We start from the raw sequence: 21730 nt of genomic DNA on the forward strand, positions 1-21730 counted from the left end.
ATGCATTCCTCCTGCGCTCATTTTGCCATAGCCTCACACGGAATACAATGAAGAAACGGTGTCAATATGCGACAGGACAATTCCTTCCACTGTCATGTACAATGGAAGGAAACCGAAAGGAGACGATCATTTGGAAAAATGGGAGGCAGAGCGCTTGCTCAACCAGAAGATGAATGACACACGCACATATCCGAAAAGAAGAACCGCTGCACGAGCGAAAAAATACAATTTGACGATGGAACCGGCAGACGACTATATCGTGTTGGATTTTGAAACGACTGGCTTGCGTGCCGGCGATGATAAGATCATCCAAATCGGTGCCGTTAAATATATCGGGCATCAACAACAAGATACGATGTACCTGCTGATCAATCCGGAACGGCCGATTTCCAGCACGATCACCCGCATCACCGGCATCCGCAACGGAGACGTCCAAGATGCGCCAGTCATCGAGGAAATTGCTCCCCAACTGATCGACTTTATCGGCGATTTGCCGATTGTCGCCCACAACGCCCCATTTGATATGGGCTTCCTTTATGCTCTTGAGCACATCACGCCGGTGCCGCCTTACCAAGTCATTGATACGGTCAGGCTGGCACGTAAATTCATCACCGAAACACCGAACCACAAATTGACGACATTATCCGCCTATCTTGAGCTCGAACACAACGCCCATGATGCGCTCGGGGACTGCTTAGTCACTGCATCGATCTATCAGTTCTGCATCGGACGCATGTAAAAAAGCGCCGGAAGCTTTGGCTTCCAGCGCTTTTTTAATTTTCGGCATCGGAATCCGCTGCCGCCAAATGTTTTTTTAACGTACTTCTACCCAACCGTTTTTAATAGCTGTGACGACTGCCTGAGTACGGTCATTGACCTGCATTTTTTGCAGAATGCTCGAGACGTGGTTTTTGACTGTTTTTTCTGAGATGAACAGGGTTTCACCGATTACGCGGTTGCTCTGTCCGTCCGTCAATAGCTGCAAAACTTCGCTTTCGCGTTTTGTCAGTAAATGGTAAGGGCGACGGATCTCTGTTTGATGGAAAGACCCTTTGTTTTCACGTTCGCTCAAACGGCGGAATTCCATCACCAAATTACGGGTCACTTTCGGATGCAAGTAAGAGCCGCCTTTTGCGACCACTTTGATCGCCTGGATGATGGCGTCTGCATCCATTTCTTTCAGCATATAGCCGAGTGCGCCTGTTTTAAGGGCATGCGTCACATACGATTCATCATCGTGAATGGACAGCATAATGACTTTGGCGTCCGGGAATCTCTCAATTAGTTCACCCGTTGCTTCGACGCCATTTTTTTGCGGCATGTTGATATCCATCAACACAACATCCGGCTGATGCTCTTCGTATAGCTTGATGACTTCCTCGCCGTCTCCGCCTTCTGCGACCACTTCAAATGATTCTTCAAAGTCCAGAATGCGCTTAACGCCTTCCCGGAACAATTGGTGGTCATCAATAATAATAATTTTTGTCATTATGTCGTCCTCCTCAAAATACCATATCTTACATACCCGCCTTCAGCGGGATATGAAACATTAACACCGTTCCTTCGCCGAGCGTGGAGTTGATGAAGAATTCTCCGCCGATCAATTCGATCCGCTCTCTCATGCCGGTCAAGCCGAATGACTGGTCTTTGACAATTTCCTGGTCAAAGCCAGATCCGTTGTCTTTGATGATGATGGACACCTGCTCAGTGAGCCATTCCATCTTGACTTCGATATCTGTCGATTTGCCGTGGCGAATCGCATTCGAGACCGCTTCTTGCACGAGCCGGAAAATGGAAGTTTCAAAATTATTCGGGAGCCGGACCTCATTTCCATTGGAATGGAAAAACAGCCGGACGCCGCGATTGTATTCTTCAATCGTCTCCAGATATTTTTTCAATGTCGGGACCAGCCCGAGATCATCGAGCGCCATTGGACGCAAGTCATAGATGATGCGCCTGACTTCCGTAAGCGCTTGCCTCACCATATCCTTTAACGAAGAAATTTCCTTGAAGGCCTTATCCGCACCTTTTTCGCGGTAGGTTTTTTCGATTAAGTCCGAACGCAGCAGGACGTTCGCCATCATCTGGGCCGGTCCGTCGTGAATTTCACGCGATAGCCTCTTGCGCTCTTCTTCTTGAGCTTCGATAATCCTTAAGCTGTAATCCTGCTTACTCTTCGACTTGTCGACCGCATCCCCGAAATCTTCCAGATCCGACGATAAATAATTGGTGGCCACATTGATTTGATTGACTAGCCGCTCTGCACGTTCGATTGTCTGAAGCAGTTTCTGGAGCTTACGCTGCAGGCGGTCCCGCTTTTGCCGAAACTTTTTTTCCTCGGCGCGGTTCAAGGATAATTGCACTTGCAATTCGTTGGCCAGCTCAAAAGCTTCACGAACCTGGCTTTCAGTGAAAGATTCGAATGAACCCGATAATTCTGCGAGTCGCCGGCGTGCCGAGCGGGTCCGCTCTTCAAGTGCGTCACCTTCCGCAATGATGCGGCTGATGTTCGCCCTGACATTCTCCAATTCGTCCTTCATCTCTTCATAGCTGCGGCGACTTTCTTCGCTAATGGCGAAAATATCCTGTTTCGACTGGTCCATCTTTGCGACCAGCTCGTCAAAGATGGAATCTAATGAAGTTCCATCGTTTTTCTTTGCCATTCTAAAACCGCCTTAGCTATACTTACTGTAACCATCCGTCTCTTTGCTTCTTTCGCCTTACGGGCTTTAACAAGTATATCACTATATACGCAACAGCATATTAAGAATACATTACAAATTATCTGATTTCATTTTACAACAGGGGGAATAAAAATGCGAGAAAATTACATAACAGTAGGTTCTTCTGCCAATGCAGAAATACTCATAAACAAATCTCGCTTCATCGGCCATGCAGCAAGGGCCGAAACGGAGGCGGAAGCAATCGCTTTCATCGATTCCATCAAATTGAAACACCGCCAAGCTACCCATAATTGTTCAGCGTACATCATCGGTGAACACGATTCCATCCAAAAAGCGAACGACGACGGGGAACCCAGCGGGACTGCAGGCGTTCCTATGCTGGAAGTACTGAAGAAACAGGGATTGAAAGATACTGTGCTGGTGGTGACGCGCTACTACGGCGGCATCAAATTGGGCGGCGGCGGGCTGATCCGCGCTTATGGAAAATCCGCCTCGGAAGCGATTGCTGCTTCCGGTGTAGTGGAACGCCGTTTGCATCATTTAATGAAAGTGTCCATCGATTATACATGGCTCGGCAAAATCGAAAACGAAATCCGCCAGTCGGATTATCCATTGGCAGGAATCGATTATTCCGATGCCGTGGTGCTATCCATCCATGTGCCAGTCGAAAAAGAACAGCAGTTTATCGACTGGGTCAATGAACTGACGAATGGGCAAGCTGAAATCGAGTCAGCGTACAGCGAATTCCTCGAATTTCCCCACGCTTAGTTTCTTTTCATTTACGCGCAGAAAAAATCACTGTATAATATCCACAGCACAAAAAAATGAAAATTCGTAAATTCACTATGTCCATCAGATTAGTGAAAAGTCACATTCATGTGCTTGGCTACTACCAAAGCCGCACATAATCCCCCTTTAGAGGAGCAACTATAATGAGTAGAAAAATGCAGCGGGAGGTCAAGTCCAGCCGCCGGCGGAAAATCATTAAGATCTCTGCCATTCTGGCCGTCTCCCTGTTGATCAGTTTATCCGCATTTGGAATTTGGCTAGTAAAGAAAGCCGAGTTTGCCGCGAACAACGCCTATGAATCTGCAGATGGACGCGACAAATCAGATCTTCGTGAAGAACAAGTTGAACCGCTGAACGACAATATCTCGATTTTGTTCATCGGAATCGACGATAGCGCTGCACGTGACCAAAGCAGCGATAACATCCGTTCAGATGCCTTAGTGTTGGCGACCTTGAACAATGAAGACAAATCAGTGAAGCTGGTCAGTATTCCGCGTGATACGTACACTTTCATTCCTGACTCAGGCTATGAAGACAAAATCACTCACGCTTATGCACTGAACGGCCCTCGTTCGACAATCGAAAGTGTCGAAGGCCTGCTCGATGTGCCGGTTGATTATTACATGACGATGAATTTCGATGCTTTTGTCGATGTCGTTGATGCACTCGGCGGAATCACAGCAGAAGTGCCGTATGATTTGAAAGAAAAAGATGAAACCGATTCACACAATGCGATTGAACTCGAAGAAGGAATCCAGCAGCTTAACGGAAGTGAAGCTTTGGCCTTAGCGAGAACCCGTTATTATGACAATGATATTGAACGAGGAAAGCGCCAGCAGATGATTCTTGAATCGATCATGGATAAAGCCTTATCCGCGGGATCCATCAGTAAATACGGCAATGTCATTGATGCAGTCGGGGATAACATGAAAACCAATTTGAGTTTCCGCGATATGCAGGCATTCTTCGAATATGCGAAAAACGGCAAGCCGGATGTAGAATCGATGAGCGTCCAAGGATACGATGATATGTCGACTGGCATTTACTATTACATGCCCGATGAAGAGTCGCTTGAGGAATTGAAAGATATTCTCCAAAGCCATCTTGGCCTAAAACCAGACACGTCCAATCTGTCCTTGAATGAAGAAGACCTTACCGAACAGGCTTTTCCAGCCACCGGATCAGATCAGGAAGAAGAATAAAAAACCTGGCAACCACTACGGTTGTTAGGTTTTTTTTGCGTCTTTAATCATTTTGGCAAAATAAAAAAGCGGCCGCAGCCGCTTTTTACTTTCCTATCATTCTCACTAAATTGATCAATGGGCGGTAATTCTTCCCTGCCAAACCGACCACTTCCACAAACAATTCGATTGCCAGAAGCATAACGCCGATTAGCAGGATGCCTCCCCATAATGTCGCTTGGGAGAATAGCAAAGCTGCAAGCCCGAACAACGCGGAAATACCATAAATGATCAGAACGGTTTGGCTATGCGAAAACCCGATGTTCAGCAAGCAGTGATGCAAATGCGATTTGTCTGCTTCTGAGATTGATTTTTTCTCGCGTACGCGGCGCACAATGGCAAAGAACGTATCCGAAATTGGCACGCCGAGCATGATGATCGGGATAATCAAGGCAACGACTGTCACGTTTTTGAAACCCATCAAAGCGAGGACGGAAATCATGAAGCCAAGGAACAAGGCCCCTGTGTCCCCCATGAAGATCTTTGCGGGGTGGAAATTATAAAACAGGAAGCCGATGGAGCTTGCGGCAAGTATGGCAGCTGTCGACATAACGAAAATATCGCCCATGATGAAGGCCATCGCCGTCAGTGTCAAAAGCGCAACAGTTGAAACGCCTGCAGCCAAACCATCCAGCCCGTCGATTAAGTTAATGGCATTGGTAATGCCGACGATCCAAATGATCGTCAACGGAATGCTGAAGTAGCCGAAATCCAAAACGCCCCCGAACGGCAAGTTAATGAATGAAATTTCGAGCCCGCCGCCAATGACCACGACGCCGGCTGCAGCCAGCTGGCCAAGCATTTTGGCCTTCGCTGTAATTTCGAGCATATCATCCAAGACGCCCGTCACGATGATCAAAAACGCACCGATAATGATTGCTGTTTCAATCGGGATCAGCGAAGACTCAAATGCAGCTGAAACCGGATCCTTTGGTTGAAGGAATAGATAAGCGATCAAAAATGATCCGAATATGGCTAATCCGCCTAACCGCGGCATGATCCTTGCGTGTACTTTTCGGTAATTGGGCCGATCCACTGCCCCGATGCGAAATGCGAATCTCTTCACAAGGGGTGTCAGGAGAATCGAAGCGATGAATGCCACAACCAGTGTCAGGTATAGCATGTCCTTCCTCCTTAAAAAACTCTCATTTTACATACATATCCATCATTATTATAGCATGGACGATAAAAAAAGGAAGTGATATATGCTGCCATTCTTTATCTTTCATATAGTTATAGACGGTCTCCATTGAAGAAAAGTTTCCGGCTCCCTCCTATTTTGATGAAATAAATTGCATGCATGATTCTTTTGGACTGGAAAATGAATTTTTTTGCTAATTTTCAGAATTGATAGGCACTTTTATAGTATTATATCCATATTATGCTATAATAAACCCATGGATCACGAATATCATACTAATTTGAGCGGGAGTGCGGAATATGGACAGCAATCTTCTATTTTATGCATCAAAGAAAGAATGGTCTCCTTATGATGAAGCAGCTGTATTGAAAATGGATTACCTTAAACGGGCTGAGCTCGCACGTTCCATTAATTGCGAAGGGCTCCTCGTTGACTTGTCACTCGATCAGCATCCCGAAGTCCGCAAAGGCGTCGCCGCTAACGCAGCCACGCCATTGACCACCTTAAAACGGTTGGCAGAACAGGATCTGTGCATTTCGGTACAGGAAAAAGCAAAAGAAACGCTCAACGAACAACCCTTAAAATCATAAACTGGCGCTTCCCTTTTGCAGGGAAGCTTTTTAATTTCCAGCGGAGGTTTATAAATTTAAAAACAGGCTATATATTCAATAAGAAAATTCCAAAGGAGGCATTCAAATGGCTGATAAAGAAGGATTCTCAGATAAACTGAAAGGCGCCGTCAGCAAAGGCAAAGGCGAATTGAAAGACCAGGTGGGCAACGCGACCAATAACCCGGACTTGCAAGCTGAAGGCAAATCAGATAAAACCAAAGGCAAGGTGCAAGATACGGTCGGCAAGTTTAAAGAAGGCTTTAACAAAGATAAATAAGCACATGAAACCCAGCAGAATTGCTGGGTTTTTTTATTTCCAAATTTTAATTTTCATAACTGCGTGAATTCAGTTATAATAAGTCCTTGTGCGACTATGTTTAATGTAGAAGGAGAACTCCCATGGATAAGAAAACGCTTACAAACTCTGAAACTTTAACGATTGGCCTTATGCTTTTCGCGCTGTTCCTCGGTGCCGGAAATTTAATCTTCCCTCCCTACCTCGGCCAATTAGCAGGCGAACAATTGCTTCCCGCCATCATTGGCTTTCTGCTGACAGGTGTCGGTTTGCCGCTATTAGGCATACTCGCCATCGCAAAAGCTGGAGGAGACCTGCAGTCGATTGCTGGGCGGGTCCATCCGGTATTCGGTATCGTTTTCACGATGATCGTCTATTTGGCAATTGGGCCATTCTTCGGAATTCCCCGAACAGCCACTGTCGCCTTTGAAATTGGCACTGCACCTTTTTTGTCCGCTGACTTGGCGTCATCGTTCTGGTCCTTATTCCTGTTTACCATCATTTTCTTTGTCATCACGGTGCTGTTTGCGTTGAACCCGACCAAGCTTGTCGATCGCATCGGCAAAATCCTGACACCTATCCTCATCGTCGTCATTAGCTTTTTAGCTATCAAAAGCTTTCTGACGCCTATGGGGCCAATCGGCGCACCTGTCGGGAATTATGACACCGAAGCGTTTTTTGAAAGCTTTCTTCAAGGCTATTTGACAATGGATGCAATTGCCGCGCTCGTGTTCGGGATTGTCATCATCCAATCAATTCGCGCAAAAGGCGTCGAGGACAAGAACGCCATCCTGAAAACGACCGCCTACGCCGGATTCATCGCGGCAGCCGGATTGTCGCTCGTTTACCTGTCCTTAAGCTATATCGGGGCCACTAGTGTAGAAGCCATCGGCATGCAGGACAATGGTGGAGAAGTCATCGCACTCGCTTCACGCGTACTGTACGGCGAAATCGGCGGCATTATTTTGGCTGCGGCCATCACATTCGCTTGCCTGACGACTTCTATCGGACTTGTGTCAGCTACAGCCCAGTTTTTCAATAAAGTCTTTCCGCAATTGCCGTATGTTGCCTATGTGTTCATTTTTGCCGGATTTTCTACCATTATTGCCAATGTCGGCTTGACTCAATTGATCGCTATTTCCTTGCCGGTGTTATTGGCCATCTATCCACTGGCGATTGTCCTTGTCATCCTATCATTTATCGATCATTCCTTTTACCAAAAATCGTATGTGTATATCATCCCGCTTGTGCTTACAGGTATCGTTAGCGTCTTTGATGCATTGAAGAGTTCCGGTTTTGAATTCAATGCAATTACACAGATTTTCTCTTACTTGCCATTTTATGAACAAGGAATCGGCTGGCTTGTTCCTGCAATCATCGGAACGCTTATAGGCATCATCATTGCGCGCAGTACCCATAAAAAATAAATGCAGACAATAAAAAGGACGGAGAAATGTAACATTTCTCCGTCCTTTTTATTTTTTAGAATAGACGCGGCGTCGGTGGCGTACCGGTTTTCTTCTCTACATTTTTATGGAAATCGTCAACATCTCTAGGATTTTTCGTTGATTCAAAATCGTCACGGCGCTCTGTATCAGCCAGATGTTCTTCTTCTGAATCACGGCCGAATGGCGCAGGCCCAAGGTTCGGATCCACTCCCGGTGAAGGTTCGTCTTGCCGGCGATTCACGCCGTCTTCACGGTTCAGTTCCTTCTCCCCGTCTTGGTCGCCAAGTTTCGGTTCATGCTCCATGCGTTTTTCGGATGGCTTTTCCGCTTCCGATGGGTTGACACGGTCGCTTGTCGGGTGAATTTCATCGCCTTTCAAACGGGAATCTTGTGATTTACTATGCAATTGGGATTTATTCGTCTGCTCACGCGTGGCATCGGTTGTGTAGATGCCGTCAACTCCCGTATCATGACGACCTTCGTGTTTTTGGATATCTTTATCGATGAGCTTTTCGTCATCATGCATTCTGCCGTCCCGCTCAACATCGCGGCCAAACGGCGCAAATGCTGTATTGCGTTCCCCTGCATCCATGTCCATAGGACGGTTGTCGTCAGAATGGGAGGAGAAATGTTCACTCTCAGCATTTCCATTTGGAGCACCATCCGTATATAAAAGGACAGCTCCTCGTTCAATCTCACGTTCATAATGATCGGCCGTGTCACGATCGACGCCGAATTCATCCAGCTTAGCACGGGCTTTGTCCTCTCCTGTCAACAAAGTTTTGATGCGGTTGCCGAAAGAGTTCGCTTTGTTAGCGTCTACTCCATAGCGGTCGTGGGCTTCATTCACTAAGTTTTTATCATTTGCCAGCACATGGATGTCTTCATTCCGATAACCTTTAGAAATAAGAGCCTCCAAGGCGCGTTCCATTTCTTCCTGCGTATAAACGATTTCAAATTGACGGTTTGTCTGTGCCATTCATAAAACCTCCTGATTTAACTTGTCTTGCTATTTGTTTACCCGCACTTTATCGTTCCTAAAACATTTCGTTTCTTCTATATAATGATTTCAATCCTGATATGCTTTAATTTGATGCACAACAGAAAAAACCCCGATCTTTTTGAGATCGGGGCGAAATATCATCTGTATTTTCTATCGGTCTTGCTTTGCGCTTCGGTTTTACTGGTCCCGCCTCTGGCTTTTTCGACTTCAGGTTTTTCTTGCGTCGTAAACGAAACATGGCGCTCGTCTTTCACCAGTGTCGGATCTTGCAAAAAAGTCTCTCCGCGGGCAAAACGGTCTTCCTGTTCGTCGTAATTATTATCGACGGATTGGATATACTGACGGCGTTCTGCATCAGTCGGTTCATGTTCCGGTGCCCCTTCAGATTCTTTCACTGCATCGATAATGCCTTTTCTTTCGCCTTCCACATATAGAAGAATTCCGCCTTTAGCGACATCTTCTGTATAGCGCTGCGATTCTGCTTCCGATAAGCCCAGTGAGTCAATCGATTCCTTAACTGCGCTTTTTCCTGTGACGAAACTCTTCATCTTATCGCCGACAGACCCCGCTTTTTCTACTTCCACTTGATGGCTGTTTAGTTGATCCGCGTTTTCAGCCACCGCATGGATTTCACTTGCAGAATATCCTTGTTCATTGAGTTGGGTCAATTTACGATCGAAATCTTCCTGAGAATACACAATTCCAAGTACTTTTTTATTTGATGAGTTCATTATAATACCCCCGTTTTGATTGATTTGGCTGCTGCATTATTCTTCCTTACCCTTCATTGTACTTTATCTAAACTTTCACGAAATTATCGCGATAGAACAAAAGGACTAGTAGTAAGTCCAAATACTGTAATGATTTGGCTATTATTTTAGCTGTTAGGCACTTTTTACCTTTTTTCTCAAAACCAGAGTAATAGAAATAAAAAAGCAGTTTATTTTGAAAATTGATGATATCATAGATTTAATATATGTAATTAAAGTAAAATGTGGATGTGGAGGCGGTAATTATCGTACTAAACAATCTCTCGGATATACGCTTGTCAGGGCCGCCTGGCCAAGCGGAGGTAAACTCTCCTACATGGATGATTGAAGTACTGCCCATGCAAACGGAAAGGAGAGCGGACATGGACACAGGAATGCGACTGAAATATCATCGGCTGAAAAAACGTTTCAGCATGGAAGAAACTGCATCAGGCATTTTCTCTCCAAAAGATTTAAAAAAAATTGAAGCCGGGTTAAAAGAGCCCGCATTGAAAGATTTGGAAGCATTATGCAAAAAACTTGAAATCCCGCTAGCTGCTAAAGACAATCCAATTGGCAAAGTGCTAGTGAAAAACTTTAAAAATTCATTGCTCCATCCCCAAAATAAAGGCAAGATCATGGAGCATTACGCAGACATTTGCAACCACCCTCTTTTGCGCGCTGATGAAGACGTCGAACTTGAATTCGATATCCAACAAATCCGCTACTTCATCATTACGGGCGATTTAGAAAGTGCAGAAAAGAAAATCAAAGAGATGGACCGTTTCAAAGAGTTTATGAATCAAGAACAGTATTATCTGTATCACAAATACAATGGCAACTATAATTATATTTTGAATGATTATGAGAATGCATTAAAAACTTATTTGATTGCTGAGAGAATCGTTCCAAATACAATTTCTGCCGCGGAACTGGCAGACCTTTATTATTCGATTGGAATTTCTAGCACTCAAGTGAGAGAAACTGAACTTGCTTATAAATATTCAGAGATGGCATTAAAAATTTATCAACAAGAATTTGTACCTAAAAGAATTGTTGAATGCCACATTAATATTGCCATAAGCCATGAAAACTTCGGCAATTATAAGCTTTCATTGGAACATTATAAAAATGCTTTAACCATTGGCAGCAAGCTAGATATAGACATTTTGAAATTCACTACCGAATTTAACTTAGGGTATTCTTATTTTATCTATCAGAACTATGAAGACGCCATAATGCACTTAACCAATTCCTTAAAGTTCATTCCTGATGAATATTTTGCAGATAGTATATTAACATACTGCATACTCATTAAAAGTTATTTAGAATTGGACAACGAAGAAAAGGCTAGAGATATAATAAAAATGGGATTAGAAAGAATAAAAAACAAAGATTTACGATTAGACTCACCCACAAACGCAGCATTTCGAGAAGCTTATGTAGAGTTCATATGTTTAGTTCATTTATTAGATGACGAAGAGCAGCAATTTGAGAAACTGGTTCTTGCTAAATTAGTTCCCAGCTTAGAGGATTCCGAAAATTACAACGAATTAGGATATTATTACGGACATTTGGGTAGTATATATTTTAGGCAGGAAAAGTTTAAAGAATCTGCTGAATTTATGACAAAAGCCAAAAATGCTTATATGAAAGTCACGAATATTAGATAGGGAGTGGAAAATATGAAAAAAGGCTTGGCTATTTTATTTATATCTGCAATCGCCTTAAGCTCGTTACCGGCATTTTCAACTTCAACTAATACTGAAGAGGTTGCAGTAAAAGCTCGTGTACCTGAACCTTGGTCCGTCCAAGATCAAATGGCCGTGAAAGCTCGTGTGCCTGAGCCTTGGTCTGTCCAAGATCAAGTGGCTGTGAAAGCCCGCGTACCTGAGCCTTGGTCTGTCCAAGATCAAGTGGCTGTGAAAGCTCGTGTACCTGAACCTTGGTCTGTCCAAGATCAAGTGGCTGTGAAAGCTCGTGTACCTGAGCCTTGGTCCGTTAACCCGAAAGCATAATTTATTAATTGCATTGCTAACCCGCCCTTCCAATACGGAGGGCGGGTTTTTGATTATTACAAAAGAAAAACGCAGGGGCAGCCCCTGCGTTTTTTTCTTATTGATTTTGTTTTTTGTCGATCAAGCATTCTTTGACGAAGTACGAGAAGATATTGCGAGAAGCTTCATCGCCTTGCAGCGCAAATTCTTCAGGATGCCATTGGATGCCCATCGCAAATTGATGATTTGGGCTCTGCAATGCTTCGACAAGTCCATCTGCCGCACGAGCTGCTACTTCTAAGCCCTCTGCGACATCTTTAACACCTTGGTGATGGAAAGAATTCACGTGGAATTCCTTTTCTTTCATGATTTCATATAATAAGCTGTCTTCTTCCAATTTTACGGAATGCGTGCGGTGTGTCCGCATTGCCATTTGTTTGTGCTGGTAAAGTGTGCCTTCATATTGAGCTTCAAGGTCCTGATACACGGTACCACCGAAAGCCACGTTGAACATTTGCATGCCCCGGCACATTCCGATAAACGGTTTATCTAGTTTAAGGAAATTCAAGATAAGTTCTGCTTCATATTTATCACTGCCTGGATAAACGGCGCCCAAACGGACATGAGGCTCTTCCCCATAAATATTCGGGTTGATGTCCCCTCCGCCTGTTACGATCAATCCATCCAATCGTTCACAAAGAAGTGGAATATCTTCTTCGTCCACAATCGGGACAATCAAAGGCAATCCACCTGCCTGTAAGATGGCATTGGCGTAGACAGGATCCAAAGAATACATTTGGTCTTCTTCTACGCGGGCCGTAATACCAATTACCGGTTTATTTTCTGTAGCCACTATAATTCCCCATTTCTGCACAAAAAAATTTGTCGATGCAGGTTTATACCCTTTTTTAAGCCTGTGGTAAACTTACATTTTCTTGCTTACAGTACGGGAAAGTGTTGATAGCGACTTAAAGAGACTTTTCCATCCTCTTCAAAGCAAAGCCCCTCTTCTTCCAATAACAGTTTTTGGGTGTATCTCCCTTCCCCGTCTTTGAGGGCGATTTCACCTTTTGCATTGACGATTCTGTGCCAGGGGATATTGTGTTTTTCACTCATGCTGTGAAGAATCCTCGCGACTTGGCGTGCAGAACGCGGGCTCCCGGCTGCATGAGCCACTTGTCCGTATGACATTACTTTTCCTTGCGGTATGTTTCTCATGACTTCGATCGCTTTCTTTGTAAATGGCTGCATTTTTTTCGGAACTACCCCTTTTCAGCATTTAGTGAATTCTTCATTATTTCTTCAAGCAACTCGCCAGCCTCGTAGCGCTGAAGGAGTTCTTCAACGAATTCATATAATGGCAGGTTGGACGCTTCGACGGCCAACCCTTTGCTTTCAGCATGTACTTCGCGATAATAAGCAGCCATTTGCTCCACTTGCTCTCTGAACCCTTCCAAACTGGACTCATCGGTATGATGAAGCGGTTCCGTAACAGTTGGCTTCTTCCCTTCATTTACGTAAAGAAAGTGCATTTTGTCAAGCTCCTGTACTTTTTGGTCGAATAGACGCTGATGGTCATCGTATCTGTAAAAATTGCGCCAGTATTCAAAGATGGTTTTTGCAACGCCAAGACGCAACGCCCCATTAACCGAATCCAACCCCTCAACAACGCATAATTCGTACATGATTTTGCGCAGCGACTTCTTATACTCCCGTTCCACTACCCCTTTATATTGTGTATATCTCATTTAGTATACCTCCCTGTATTTGCTGAATTCGGTTCATATATTGCGGTAGCGCCGGATAATGTCTTCGTCGTCCAGAGAAATGAATCGATCATACAGCTGTTGTTCGTGAATGCATTTACCGATGAAAAAAGTGGATGGCGACATATTGGCAATCTCCCGTTTCGCATCGCCCAAATCACTGTCTAGGCTTCCTCCCAAATGAAACTCTTCGTAATAATTTTCCACGCCCCATTCAGCTACTTTAGCCAGCAGTTCACGATCCGCTTGATGGGTGTGTCCTTCCGGCAAATTGCCTTCCAGGTGGAAATGTATGGTCTTGCCCATCGCAAGTACATAGCAGGCGGAAACTAATTTCTCTTCTATATACGCCCCGAACAGATGGAGATTGGGGCCAAGTGTACTGACTAAGGCTTCGAAGTAATCGTTGGTGAAAAAATAATAGCTATCAGCTTCTTCCCGTCTCCGGGCATTCGAATAATAAAGGACCAGGAATTCGAACATATGGCGGACGGTCCCTAACTTCCGGAAATCCACTTCAGATGAAGAGTTGTTCTCCATCACGGAAAGGCTATGCCATTTTTTCAAATTAATCGAATATGTCTCGTATAAGGGCAATAACTGCATGGAGCCTTTAAAGAATTCTGCATTCTGACGGGAAGGATGAAAGCGGATGAATTCAGCGATGATCTGTTCTTTCCTGCAGAACTCGGTGAACTCTTTCCTGAATTTCTCTACGAGCGATGCGCTATCGGAACGGATATTCAAGACCGGGCCGCCATACCCAAAGGGCGTTGCTATATCGAAACAATGCGGCATCGCTTCGTTGACTGTTCGTTTGATGAAAGGATACGCCACTTCACCGTCTGCACATTGAAAATAAAAGAGGTAAGCTTCTCCAGGATCCAATTTAAGGGCACTCAAAAAGTATTGGGTCGTGTAGTAAATATCCTGTATGTCTAAGGCATCTAGTATTTCCTGCCATTTGAGATGCTCTTGAATGGAAACCAGCTTGTACATAATCTCACCCCTGCTTTAACTGCTGCTTATTTGAAGACGGTTTGTAAATGAGCGCTTTTCTTTCTGCTAAATTGAATATAGCGTCTTACAATACCCAATAACTCGAATGTCACGCTCAGTAAAATTCCAGCGACTAGCCCGGCAACAGCTGCAAGAGACAATAGGACACTCAGACTGCCGTTTTCTTCAAGCGCGCCGTGGGACGTGCCGGCCTTTAAGATGACGCTCACATTATCGACTTTCAACAAATGTGTTACTTCTTCTTGCAAGCTGAAAGCAATGGCGTTCGCTATGGTAGCAGCTTCATTCTTATTTCCTGCAGAGACAACAATATTCAGGACTTGGGAGTTTTCCGGCCGGTTGATCGCAATACGATCATGCAGCTCGGCCATTGAATAAGGGCTGGCTGTGTTTTCAAGAACTTGGGATAGGACAGCAGGACTTTTCGCTAATACCTGATAAGCTTCCAGCGTTTGATAGTCAGATGCGGCTAAAGCCTCTCCATGAATTGTCTCGGATGTTAGCGGTTCGACAAATACTTGGCTTGTAGCCATGTATTCCGGCTCATAGATAAAGACCGATACCAGCCATACGGCAAAGACTGTGGATACCGTCGTGCCAGCTACCAATACAAAATTCCGGCTGATGCACGCCAGAAGCCGGCGACCAATTAATTGTTTCACCATTTCACATCCTCCTCACTTCTACCTTATCGATCTTCCTATCTAAAAATTCAGATTATTCTAGTACCTTTATATCACACTTCCTTGGTTCATTCTACACTTTTAAGCGGATTTTCATAAAAAATATTAATAAATATAAGCAAATAGACTGTATACGACATTCTATTTAAATTAACTAAAATTAATATAGTTATATGTATCTATTAAAAGGATGTCATTCTCTCTTTGAATCCCGGTTCCCTTACACTCTGAAGCTAAAATTGGCATGAGAAAAAGACCGACGGAATATCCGCCAGTCTTCGCTAAGCTGATTCTTCAGATCGCTCAATTTATTCCTGCCACAAACCGATGATGCCGTTTCTTCTATAGATAATCTCTTCTTCCTCGAGCCGTTTGAGTACTTTGGTCAAGGTTTGGTGAGAAATATTCAAGTCGTGTGTAATTTCTTTAATCGTCTTGAAAAGCACGCCTTCAGACGAGGCATTTCTGATGAAATATTCCATAAATCTTTCAGCGATTTCTGCTGTTCGAGCAGTTTCCGATGAAAAATAATGGCGGCATTCCTTCAGGATTTTTTCTTCAGAAAATGGGCGCGCATTATTGGAAGCATTGTTCTCAACTGCTTTCACGTTCATCACCTCCGTACTGGTTTTAGTATTATAGCTTATTTTCTATATACCCGATTTACCGGTAAATATACACTCTATATCAATTTAACCTGATAATTCCATAATAAGGATCTCTTCATCCATATATTTCAAGTCTATTTACACAAAAAAAAGACAGAGGCAGCTCCTCTGTCTTCCAATAGAATGACTTATGCTTTTGACATTCTCGATTCGATGAACGCTTTCAAAGCATGAACCCCATGTACACAATCCGCTAAGGACGACCATTCTTTTGGATTGTGGCTAATGCCGTCTTTGCTGCGCACAAACAGCATCGCAACGGGAATATGGCGCCCGACAATCATGGCGTCATGGCCTGCACCACTAGGGATTCGCACCGGCTCGATTCCTTGTTCTTTCAGTATTCCCGAAATTTCCTGCTGCAGTTCCTCTGCGATTGGCACAGGCGTGATGCTCGTATTTTGCTGGAGTGAAACAGTAACCCCGTGCTTGTCAGCTACTTCTTCTGCCAGGCTCCGAATGCGCTCCACGAGTTGGTCGCGCGGTTCTTTATAGATGTCACGCGCATCGACATGCAACACGACTTGCTCAGGAATAACATTAATGCCATTTGGCGATACGTCCAGCTTGCCGACCGTCGCCACCGCCGTCTCACTGATCGCTCGGGGAAGTTCAGGCAAGCGGCTGACAAATTCGCCAGCTGCGACCAAACTATCCGTTCTGCCGATCATCGGCGTATTGCCGGCATGTCCTGCCTGACCTGAAAATTTCACTTCCATCCAGGCCGGGCCAGCGATTCCGCTGACGATGCCAACCGGCTGATTTTCTTGCTCCAGTTTTTTGCCTTGCTCAATATGCACTTCTGCGAACAATTCCAGCTCCGATAAATCCCTAACCGACTTGCGGAATCCATCCAGAGAGCTGCCGTAAGAATTTAGAACTTGTTCCAAGCCTTCCCCGTTGTAATCCCGCAACTGCTTCATCTCTTGTTCAGAAATGTCCCCCGTCATCGCGCGGCTCCCGGTCAGGCCGCTATTGAATCTCGAGCCTTCCTCATCGGTGAAAATTACTACTTCATAGGGTTTTTCAGGAACAAAGCCGACTGACTTCCAAGCTTCAACCACTTCAAGCGCAGATAGCACGCCGAGCGGCCCGTCAAAATTGCCGCCATTCGGTACGCTATCGACATGGGACCCCGACGCGATAACAGGGCCATCCGACTGCCCCGGTAAAGAACCGAAAACATTTCCGGCACCGTCTTCTCTCACGCTAAGCCCAGCCTCTTGCATCCAGGATTTGACCAATTGCTTGGCTTGTTTTTCTTCACCGGATAACCCCGGCCGTTTGATTCCGCCTGGTTCGGTATAGCCGATTTCCGACAAGGCATGCAAGCGTTTTGCGAGGCGTTCCCCGCTGACTCCTGAATGGTCCAATTGTTTATCGTATCCCTTGATCAAGTCTTCGTATAATGTGCTATTTCCCATAAGCCCCTCCATCGATTCAATTATTTTTTATTCAAGTATGAATAAGCGTATTGTGCATACAATTCCGCACCGGTTGAAAGTGCCTCTTCATCGATATTGAAACGCCCGTGATGATGCGCCCACTCCGTATCTTTTTCTGGATTCCCCGCTCCGACCAATGCGAAACAGCCTGGTGCTTCGTCCAAAAAGAATGAGAAATCTTCTCCGCCCATCGTCGGCTCTTCATGGTACAAAGCATCTTCCCCGAAAGCTTCCGCTGCAACTGCACGGGCCAACTGTGCGCTTTCAGCTTCATTGACGACCGCCTGCGTGCCCCGGATGTATTCGAGTTCAGCAGTTCCCCCATAGAGCTCGGCAGTGTTTCTGGCATATACTTCGAGCTGCTTTTCGATATGATCGCGCACTGTCGGGTCGAAACAGCGGACCGTGCCTTCAATAAGCGCATTTTCTGCGATGACGTTAAAGCGTGTGCCGACCGTCATTTTGCCAACCGTGACAACGGCCGGCTGCTGCGGGTCTATTGTTCTTGAGACAATTGACTGGACATTCATGACAAACGAAGACGCCATGACCGACGCATCGATGCACGCTTGCGGCATGGCGCCATGCCCGCCGCGCCCAGTGAAGCGGATATTGAAAATATCAGCAGACGCGAATGATGGCCCTGCTGTACAAGATACCATCCCGGTCGGGCTTTGTGACCAAATGTGCATGCCAAATACATTATCGACGCCTTCCATCGCGCCTTGTTGGACCATGGCCCGTGCGCCTGTTGCGACTTCTTCTGCTGGCTGGAACAAAAACCTGACCGTACCCTCGAGCTGGTCTTTGACCGAAACGAGCGCTTTTGCGGCAATTAACAACATCGCTGTATGGGCATCATGCCCACAAGCGTGCATTTTCCCTTGTTCTTTGGAACGGTACGGCAAATCCGAAGTGAGCTCTTCGACAGACAAAGCATCCATGTCTGCCCGCAGCGCCACCGTCTTTCCGGGTTTTGCGCCAACTAACTCTCCAATGACACCGGTCGGCTCGGTTTTACGGCATCCAATACCAAGTTCAGTCAAATAGTTAAAAACGTACTCCGTAGTCCCATACTCTTCCCAAGATAGTTCTGGTTCGCTATGCAATTTTCTTCGGATATCAACCAGTTCCCCGGCATGATTTATTATTTCTTTTTTGATCGCTTCAAGAATCACTGCAAAACCCTCCTAAATGTTGTTTACAGGAAACCGACGAAGATTCCTGCCAAGATTACCGAGACGATGGTGACCGTGATGAATCCGGCGACGAGCATCGGCGGCAGCATGCGGCTAGTCAGCATCTCGCGTTCTTTTTCGTCCTGCGTCAATGCATTGATCACTTCAACCGTGATGATGTAATCTGCGGGAAATCCATAAAGCGCAGTCAACGAGCAAGCGAAGGCCATTTCTTTACTGACTTTGAGGATCTTCCCGATGATGAATGAAAAGATATACATCCCGACGAGTCCGATAATGATGCAACCAATCAACGGATAAAGAATTTCCAGCATCATCTGAGGCGTCGCCGTTTTCAAACCGTCAAAGATGAATAGCAGCAAAGCCATAATCGCAAAGCCGAAGCCATTTGCCTTTTGCAGCGGGTGGCGCTCCAAGAATCCAATCGAACGCGCTAATACCCCGAACAATAAACACAATACATATGGGCTGATTTCCACAATCGGCGCTGCCAATGTGGAAGCAAGATACGCAGCATACCCGACTAAAGCAAGCCGGAAGAACTTGAAGAAATCGGTATTGTATTTCTCAGGCAACGCAGCAAACAACTTTGGTTTTTCGTCCTGGACTTTTTCTTCAGCCGTTCCTGTTGCCAAAGGGGCGTAATCCGTCAATTCGTTATTGCGGTATTTCTGCAGCAAGTTGCGCCCTTCTCTTTTTAGCATGACAGAAGTCAGCGGATAGCCCGCAAACCCTTGGATGACGTAAATGACGATGGCGAACACCGCGAGCGTCGGAAGCCCTGCAGCCGTTGCCCCTTCCGACATGATTAGTGCTGATACCAATCCACCCACAAGAGGCGGGATGGCGACGATGACGGTCTGGAAATCAAATAACAGTGTCCCGATCGCAAGCAAGAAGACGACAATCCCCAAGATGCCGGACAAGGCAATCAAAATGGTGCGCCACTGCTTTTTCAGTTCATCCAGCGACAATAAGGTCCCCATATTCGTGATCAGCAAATAAATCAGTAAAGTGGCAACGACCGGCGGGATACCCCCGATGGTCACGATATCTTCCGGAAAGAATGTCCAATAACCGATTAAAAACAATACCCCACTGACGAAAATCGAGGGAATCCAAGCTTTAGTGCGAATGGAGATGAGTTCTCCGATAAACAGGATGAAAGCCATAATGGCCAAGGCCAACATTTGGGGCATATTGTTCATTCCTCTCTCAGCTTCAAAACATTATACGAGAACAGGTTTTTTCTGAAGCTTATTAGTTTTAAGCAATAGTAGCACAGAATTTCGAGTTCGGAAATATAATTTATAGACTATTTCGAAATAACTTTAAATTGAATAAACGTTCATTTTAATGTAAGCGTAACCAATAGCGATATATTGCGTATTTCTCAGGGCGTGAACTTTTTGAGTCCATTATTTATTTTTTATTGAATTTTTCAAGTGCCAGCCATCCCCCTGCGCAAGTTTAGAGATTTTCCAGGTGAGGTATTGACTACAAGAAGCATAATTTAAGGAGGAGTTTAAATGAACGGCAAACATTATATAAATGGCGAGTGGACGGATAAAGGCAACGATTCAATCAATGTCATGAATCCTGCAACCGGCGAACAAGTCGGCACAGTCCCCAATGGCGGCGAATCGGAAGCGACTGAAGCAGTCGAAGCTGCAGCTGCGGCATTTCCTTCCTGGTCGAAGACGACCGCCTATGAACGCGCAGAATTATTAATGAAATGGCATGATCTCCTATTGGAACATAAAAAAGAAGTCGGGGAAATCCTGACGAAGGAAATGGGCAAGCCGCTAAAAGAAGCGATCGGTGAAGTGGAATATTCCGCATCGTTCATTTCCTGGTTCGCGGAAGAAGGCAAACGCGTTTATGGCCGGACCATCCCTGCGAGTAAAGACGGCAAACGCATCCAAATCAACAAGCAGCCAGTAGGCGTTGTCGCGTCCATTACCCCTTGGAATTTCCCTGCAGCCATGATGGCACGAAAAATGGCGCCTGCCCTCGCAGCCGGCTGTACCTTCGTCTCGAAACCGGCGAAGATGACCCCGCTCACAGCCGTCCGCATGTTTGAGCTGGCTGAGGAAGCTGGATTCCCGAAAGGCGTCGTCAACCTGGTGACCGGCAGCGCCTCACAAATCGGCAAAGTGTTTACGAGCCATCCATCAGTCCGCAAATTAACTTTCACTGGCTCGACTGAAATCGGCAAGGAATTGATGAAACAAGGTGCTGATACGATGTTGAACCTGTCATTGGAACTTGGCGGACACGCGCCGATCATCGTGCTCGATGATGCAGATATCGACAAAGCGGTCGAAGGCGTCATGGCATCAAAATTCCGCAACGCTGGGCAAACTTGCGTATGCGGCAACCGCATTTACGTCCAAGAAGGAATCGTCGATGAATTTTCCGAGAAATTGAAGCAAGCAGCCGGCCAATTGAAAGTCGGCAATGGCCTCGAAGACGGAGTGGATATCGGCCCGCTCGTCGACAAAGATGGATATGAAAAAGTTGAGCGCCACGTAAAAGACGCCGTCGATAAAGGCGCAAAAGTATTGGTTGGGGGTGATGGCCAGACGGAAAACGATGCTTACTTCTACAACCCGACCGTTCTCGTTGATGCTACAGAAGATATGCTCGTCATGAACGAAGAAACCTTCGGGCCCGTTGCGCCGATCATGAGCTTTAAAACCGATGAAGAAGCGGTTAAGCTCGCAAACGACACACGCTTCGGCTTGGCTTCTTATTTCTTTACTGAAAGCATGTCGCGCGGAACGTTTGTCGCCGAGAACCTGGAATACGGCATTGTCGGCTGGAATGATGGCCTGCCTTCGACTGCACAAGCCCCATTCGGCGGAATGAAAGAAAGCGGCGTTGGGCGTGAAGGCGGACAGGAAGGCCTCGATGCATTCCTTGAAACCAAATACATCTCCATCAAATTGTGAATAACTTGCATACTATGCAAAAAAAGCTCCGGATCCA

Annotated in this window: 23 protein-coding genes; 9 read left to right on the top strand and 14 right to left on the bottom strand. The window is 45.6% G+C overall.

The genetic code is table 11. The features are described from left to right. Window positions 1-130 precede the first annotated feature (130 nt). Window positions 131-739, top strand: coding sequence for a 3'-5' exonuclease (locus tag AUC31_RS09965; protein ID WP_058383352.1), 609 nt, complete (start codon window positions 131-133; stop codon window positions 737-739). Window positions 740-814: 75 nt separating this feature from the next. Here the strand turns inward: AUC31_RS09965 and AUC31_RS09970 are convergent, their stop codons facing one another. After that, entirely contained in the window at window positions 815-1489 is a 675-nt protein-coding gene (locus tag AUC31_RS09970) for a response regulator transcription factor (RefSeq protein WP_058383351.1), read from the bottom strand. 28 nt (window positions 1490-1517) lie between these two features. After that, window positions 1518-2663, bottom strand: coding sequence for a sensor histidine kinase (locus AUC31_RS09975; protein WP_058383350.1), 1146 nt, complete (start codon window positions 2661-2663; stop codon window positions 1518-1520). A 153-nt stretch (window positions 2664-2816) separates the two neighbouring features. Here AUC31_RS09975 and AUC31_RS09980 point away from each other — a divergent pair, with 153 nt between their 5' ends. Next, entirely contained in the window at window positions 2817-3452 is a 636-nt protein-coding gene (locus tag AUC31_RS09980; protein ID WP_058383349.1) for a YigZ family protein, read from the top strand. Between the two features lie 164 nt (window positions 3453-3616). Next, window positions 3617-4675: an LCP family protein gene (locus AUC31_RS09985; protein WP_058383348.1), complete on the top strand. Its 1059-nt coding sequence runs from the start codon at window positions 3617-3619 to the stop codon at window positions 4673-4675. Window positions 4676-4760: 85 nt separating this feature from the next. Here AUC31_RS09985 and AUC31_RS09990 read toward each other — a convergent pair whose 3' ends face one another. After that, entirely contained in the window at window positions 4761-5837 is a 1077-nt protein-coding gene (locus AUC31_RS09990) for a glycosyltransferase family 4 protein (protein ID WP_058383347.1), read from the bottom strand. 317 nt (window positions 5838-6154) lie between these two features. Here AUC31_RS09990 and AUC31_RS09995 point away from each other — a divergent pair, with 317 nt between their 5' ends. From AUC31_RS09995 to brnQ, 3 genes are all read left to right on the top strand, one after another. After that, window positions 6155-6445: a hypothetical protein gene (locus tag AUC31_RS09995; protein WP_058383346.1), complete on the top strand. Its 291-nt coding sequence runs from the start codon at window positions 6155-6157 to the stop codon at window positions 6443-6445. 106 nt (window positions 6446-6551) lie between these two features. Next, complete coding sequence (locus AUC31_RS10000) at window positions 6552-6743, top strand: CsbD family protein (protein WP_058383345.1); 192 nt, start codon at window positions 6552-6554, stop codon at window positions 6741-6743. 122 nt (window positions 6744-6865) lie between these two features. Then, window positions 6866-8188, top strand: coding sequence for a branched-chain amino acid transport system II carrier protein (brnQ, locus tag AUC31_RS10005; RefSeq protein WP_058383344.1), 1323 nt, complete (start codon window positions 6866-6868; stop codon window positions 8186-8188). A 55-nt stretch (window positions 8189-8243) separates the two neighbouring features. On the opposite strand, the gene AUC31_RS10010 is transcribed toward brnQ, so the two are convergent. Together AUC31_RS10010 and AUC31_RS10015 are read right to left on the bottom strand one after the other, a co-directional pair. Beyond that, the gene (locus AUC31_RS10010; RefSeq protein ID WP_058383343.1) at window positions 8244-9188 is read right to left on the bottom strand and encodes a YflT domain-containing protein; all 945 of its coding nucleotides are present in this window, start codon (window positions 9186-9188) and stop codon (window positions 8244-8246) included. Between the two features lie 161 nt (window positions 9189-9349). Further along, window positions 9350-9943 carry a general stress protein gene (locus AUC31_RS10015; protein ID WP_058383342.1) on the bottom strand — a complete coding sequence of 198 codons (594 nt, stop codon included), beginning with the start codon at window positions 9941-9943 and terminating at the stop codon, window positions 9350-9352. 401 nt (window positions 9944-10344) lie between these two features. Here AUC31_RS10015 and AUC31_RS10020 point away from each other — a divergent pair, with 401 nt between their 5' ends. Together AUC31_RS10020 and AUC31_RS10025 are read left to right on the top strand one after the other, a co-directional pair. Next, window positions 10345-11634 (top strand): tetratricopeptide repeat protein, encoded by a 1290-nt coding sequence (locus AUC31_RS10020; RefSeq protein ID WP_058383341.1) that lies wholly within the window; start codon window positions 10345-10347, stop codon window positions 11632-11634. A 12-nt stretch (window positions 11635-11646) separates the two neighbouring features. Further along, window positions 11647-11979 (top strand): hypothetical protein, encoded by a 333-nt coding sequence (locus AUC31_RS10025; protein ID WP_058383340.1) that lies wholly within the window; start codon window positions 11647-11649, stop codon window positions 11977-11979. A 97-nt stretch (window positions 11980-12076) separates the two neighbouring features. Here AUC31_RS10025 and AUC31_RS10030 read toward each other — a convergent pair whose 3' ends face one another. The 9 genes from AUC31_RS10030 to AUC31_RS10070 form a co-directional block, all read right to left on the bottom strand. Next, a complete protein-coding gene (locus AUC31_RS10030) occupies window positions 12077-12811 on the bottom strand; it encodes a gamma-glutamyl-gamma-aminobutyrate hydrolase family protein (protein ID WP_058383339.1) in 735 nt (244 codons plus the stop codon). An 86-nt stretch (window positions 12812-12897) separates the two neighbouring features. Next, complete coding sequence (locus AUC31_RS10035; protein ID WP_058383338.1) at window positions 12898-13209, bottom strand: MGMT family protein; 312 nt, start codon at window positions 13207-13209, stop codon at window positions 12898-12900. An 11-nt stretch (window positions 13210-13220) separates the two neighbouring features. Continuing rightward, complete coding sequence (locus tag AUC31_RS10040; protein ID WP_058383337.1) at window positions 13221-13706, bottom strand: hypothetical protein; 486 nt, start codon at window positions 13704-13706, stop codon at window positions 13221-13223. Between the two features lie 33 nt (window positions 13707-13739). Beyond that, window positions 13740-14723 carry a GNAT family N-acetyltransferase gene (locus AUC31_RS10045; protein WP_058383336.1) on the bottom strand — a complete coding sequence of 328 codons (984 nt, stop codon included), beginning with the start codon at window positions 14721-14723 and terminating at the stop codon, window positions 13740-13742. Between the two features lie 26 nt (window positions 14724-14749). Further along, window positions 14750-15409: a YveK family protein gene (locus AUC31_RS10050; RefSeq protein ID WP_058383335.1), complete on the bottom strand. Its 660-nt coding sequence runs from the start codon at window positions 15407-15409 to the stop codon at window positions 14750-14752. Window positions 15410-15735: 326 nt separating this feature from the next. After that, complete coding sequence (locus AUC31_RS10055) at window positions 15736-16035, bottom strand: MarR family transcriptional regulator (RefSeq protein WP_058383334.1); 300 nt, start codon at window positions 16033-16035, stop codon at window positions 15736-15738. Between the two features lie 188 nt (window positions 16036-16223). After that, the gene (locus AUC31_RS10060) at window positions 16224-17519 is read right to left on the bottom strand and encodes a Zn-dependent hydrolase (RefSeq protein WP_058383333.1); all 1296 of its coding nucleotides are present in this window, start codon (window positions 17517-17519) and stop codon (window positions 16224-16226) included. Between the two features lie 20 nt (window positions 17520-17539). Beyond that, entirely contained in the window at window positions 17540-18718 is a 1179-nt protein-coding gene (locus AUC31_RS10065; RefSeq protein WP_058383332.1) for an amidohydrolase, read from the bottom strand. Between the two features lie 23 nt (window positions 18719-18741). Then, window positions 18742-19938: a hypothetical protein gene (locus AUC31_RS10070; protein WP_058383331.1), complete on the bottom strand. Its 1197-nt coding sequence runs from the start codon at window positions 19936-19938 to the stop codon at window positions 18742-18744. A 330-nt stretch (window positions 19939-20268) separates the two neighbouring features. Here AUC31_RS10070 and AUC31_RS10075 point away from each other — a divergent pair, with 330 nt between their 5' ends. Then, complete coding sequence (locus AUC31_RS10075) at window positions 20269-21693, top strand: NAD-dependent succinate-semialdehyde dehydrogenase (RefSeq protein WP_058383330.1); 1425 nt, start codon at window positions 20269-20271, stop codon at window positions 21691-21693. Window positions 21694-21730: the final 37 nt, after the last annotated feature.

The organism is Planococcus rifietoensis, from assembly GCF_001465795.2.
Classification (GTDB): domain Bacteria; phylum Bacillota; class Bacilli; order Bacillales_A; family Planococcaceae; genus Planococcus; species Planococcus rifietoensis.

Excerpts from the sequence above, each read along its gene's own strand:
- AUC31_RS09970 (WP_058383351.1), bottom strand. The coding sequence starts at position 1,489 with ATGACAAAAATTATTATTATTGATGACCACCAATTGTTCCGGGAAGGC.
- AUC31_RS10040 (WP_058383337.1), bottom strand. The coding sequence starts at position 13,706 with ATGAGATATACACAATATAAAGGGGTAGTGGAACGGGAGTATAAGAAG.
- AUC31_RS09975 (WP_058383350.1), bottom strand. The coding sequence starts at position 2,663 with ATGGCAAAGAAAAACGATGGAACTTCATTAGATTCCATCTTTGACGAG.
- AUC31_RS09980 (WP_058383349.1), top strand. The coding sequence starts at position 2,817 with ATGCGAGAAAATTACATAACAGTAGGTTCTTCTGCCAATGCAGAAATA.
- AUC31_RS09995 (WP_058383346.1), top strand. The coding sequence starts at position 6,155 with ATGGACAGCAATCTTCTATTTTATGCATCAAAGAAAGAATGGTCTCCT.
- AUC31_RS10000 (WP_058383345.1), top strand. The coding sequence starts at position 6,552 with ATGGCTGATAAAGAAGGATTCTCAGATAAACTGAAAGGCGCCGTCAGC.
- AUC31_RS09990 (WP_058383347.1), bottom strand. The coding sequence starts at position 5,837 with ATGCTATACCTGACACTGGTTGTGGCATTCATCGCTTCGATTCTCCTG.
- AUC31_RS10070 (WP_058383331.1), bottom strand. The coding sequence starts at position 19,938 with ATGCCCCAAATGTTGGCCTTGGCCATTATGGCTTTCATCCTGTTTATC.
- AUC31_RS10025 (WP_058383340.1), top strand. The coding sequence starts at position 11,647 with ATGAAAAAAGGCTTGGCTATTTTATTTATATCTGCAATCGCCTTAAGC.
- brnQ (WP_058383344.1), top strand. The coding sequence starts at position 6,866 with ATGGATAAGAAAACGCTTACAAACTCTGAAACTTTAACGATTGGCCTT.
- AUC31_RS10015 (WP_058383342.1), bottom strand. The coding sequence starts at position 9,943 with ATGAACTCATCAAATAAAAAAGTACTTGGAATTGTGTATTCTCAGGAA.
- AUC31_RS10050 (WP_058383335.1), bottom strand. The coding sequence starts at position 15,409 with ATGGTGAAACAATTAATTGGTCGCCGGCTTCTGGCGTGCATCAGCCGG.
- AUC31_RS10060 (WP_058383333.1), bottom strand. The coding sequence starts at position 17,519 with ATGGGAAATAGCACATTATACGAAGACTTGATCAAGGGATACGATAAA.
- AUC31_RS10020 (WP_058383341.1), top strand. The coding sequence starts at position 10,345 with ATGGACACAGGAATGCGACTGAAATATCATCGGCTGAAAAAACGTTTC.
- AUC31_RS09985 (WP_058383348.1), top strand. The coding sequence starts at position 3,617 with ATGAGTAGAAAAATGCAGCGGGAGGTCAAGTCCAGCCGCCGGCGGAAA.
- AUC31_RS10045 (WP_058383336.1), bottom strand. The coding sequence starts at position 14,723 with ATGTACAAGCTGGTTTCCATTCAAGAGCATCTCAAATGGCAGGAAATA.
- AUC31_RS10010 (WP_058383343.1), bottom strand. The coding sequence starts at position 9,188 with ATGGCACAGACAAACCGTCAATTTGAAATCGTTTATACGCAGGAAGAA.
- AUC31_RS10035 (WP_058383338.1), bottom strand. The coding sequence starts at position 13,209 with ATGCAGCCATTTACAAAGAAAGCGATCGAAGTCATGAGAAACATACCG.
- AUC31_RS10075 (WP_058383330.1), top strand. The coding sequence starts at position 20,269 with ATGAACGGCAAACATTATATAAATGGCGAGTGGACGGATAAAGGCAAC.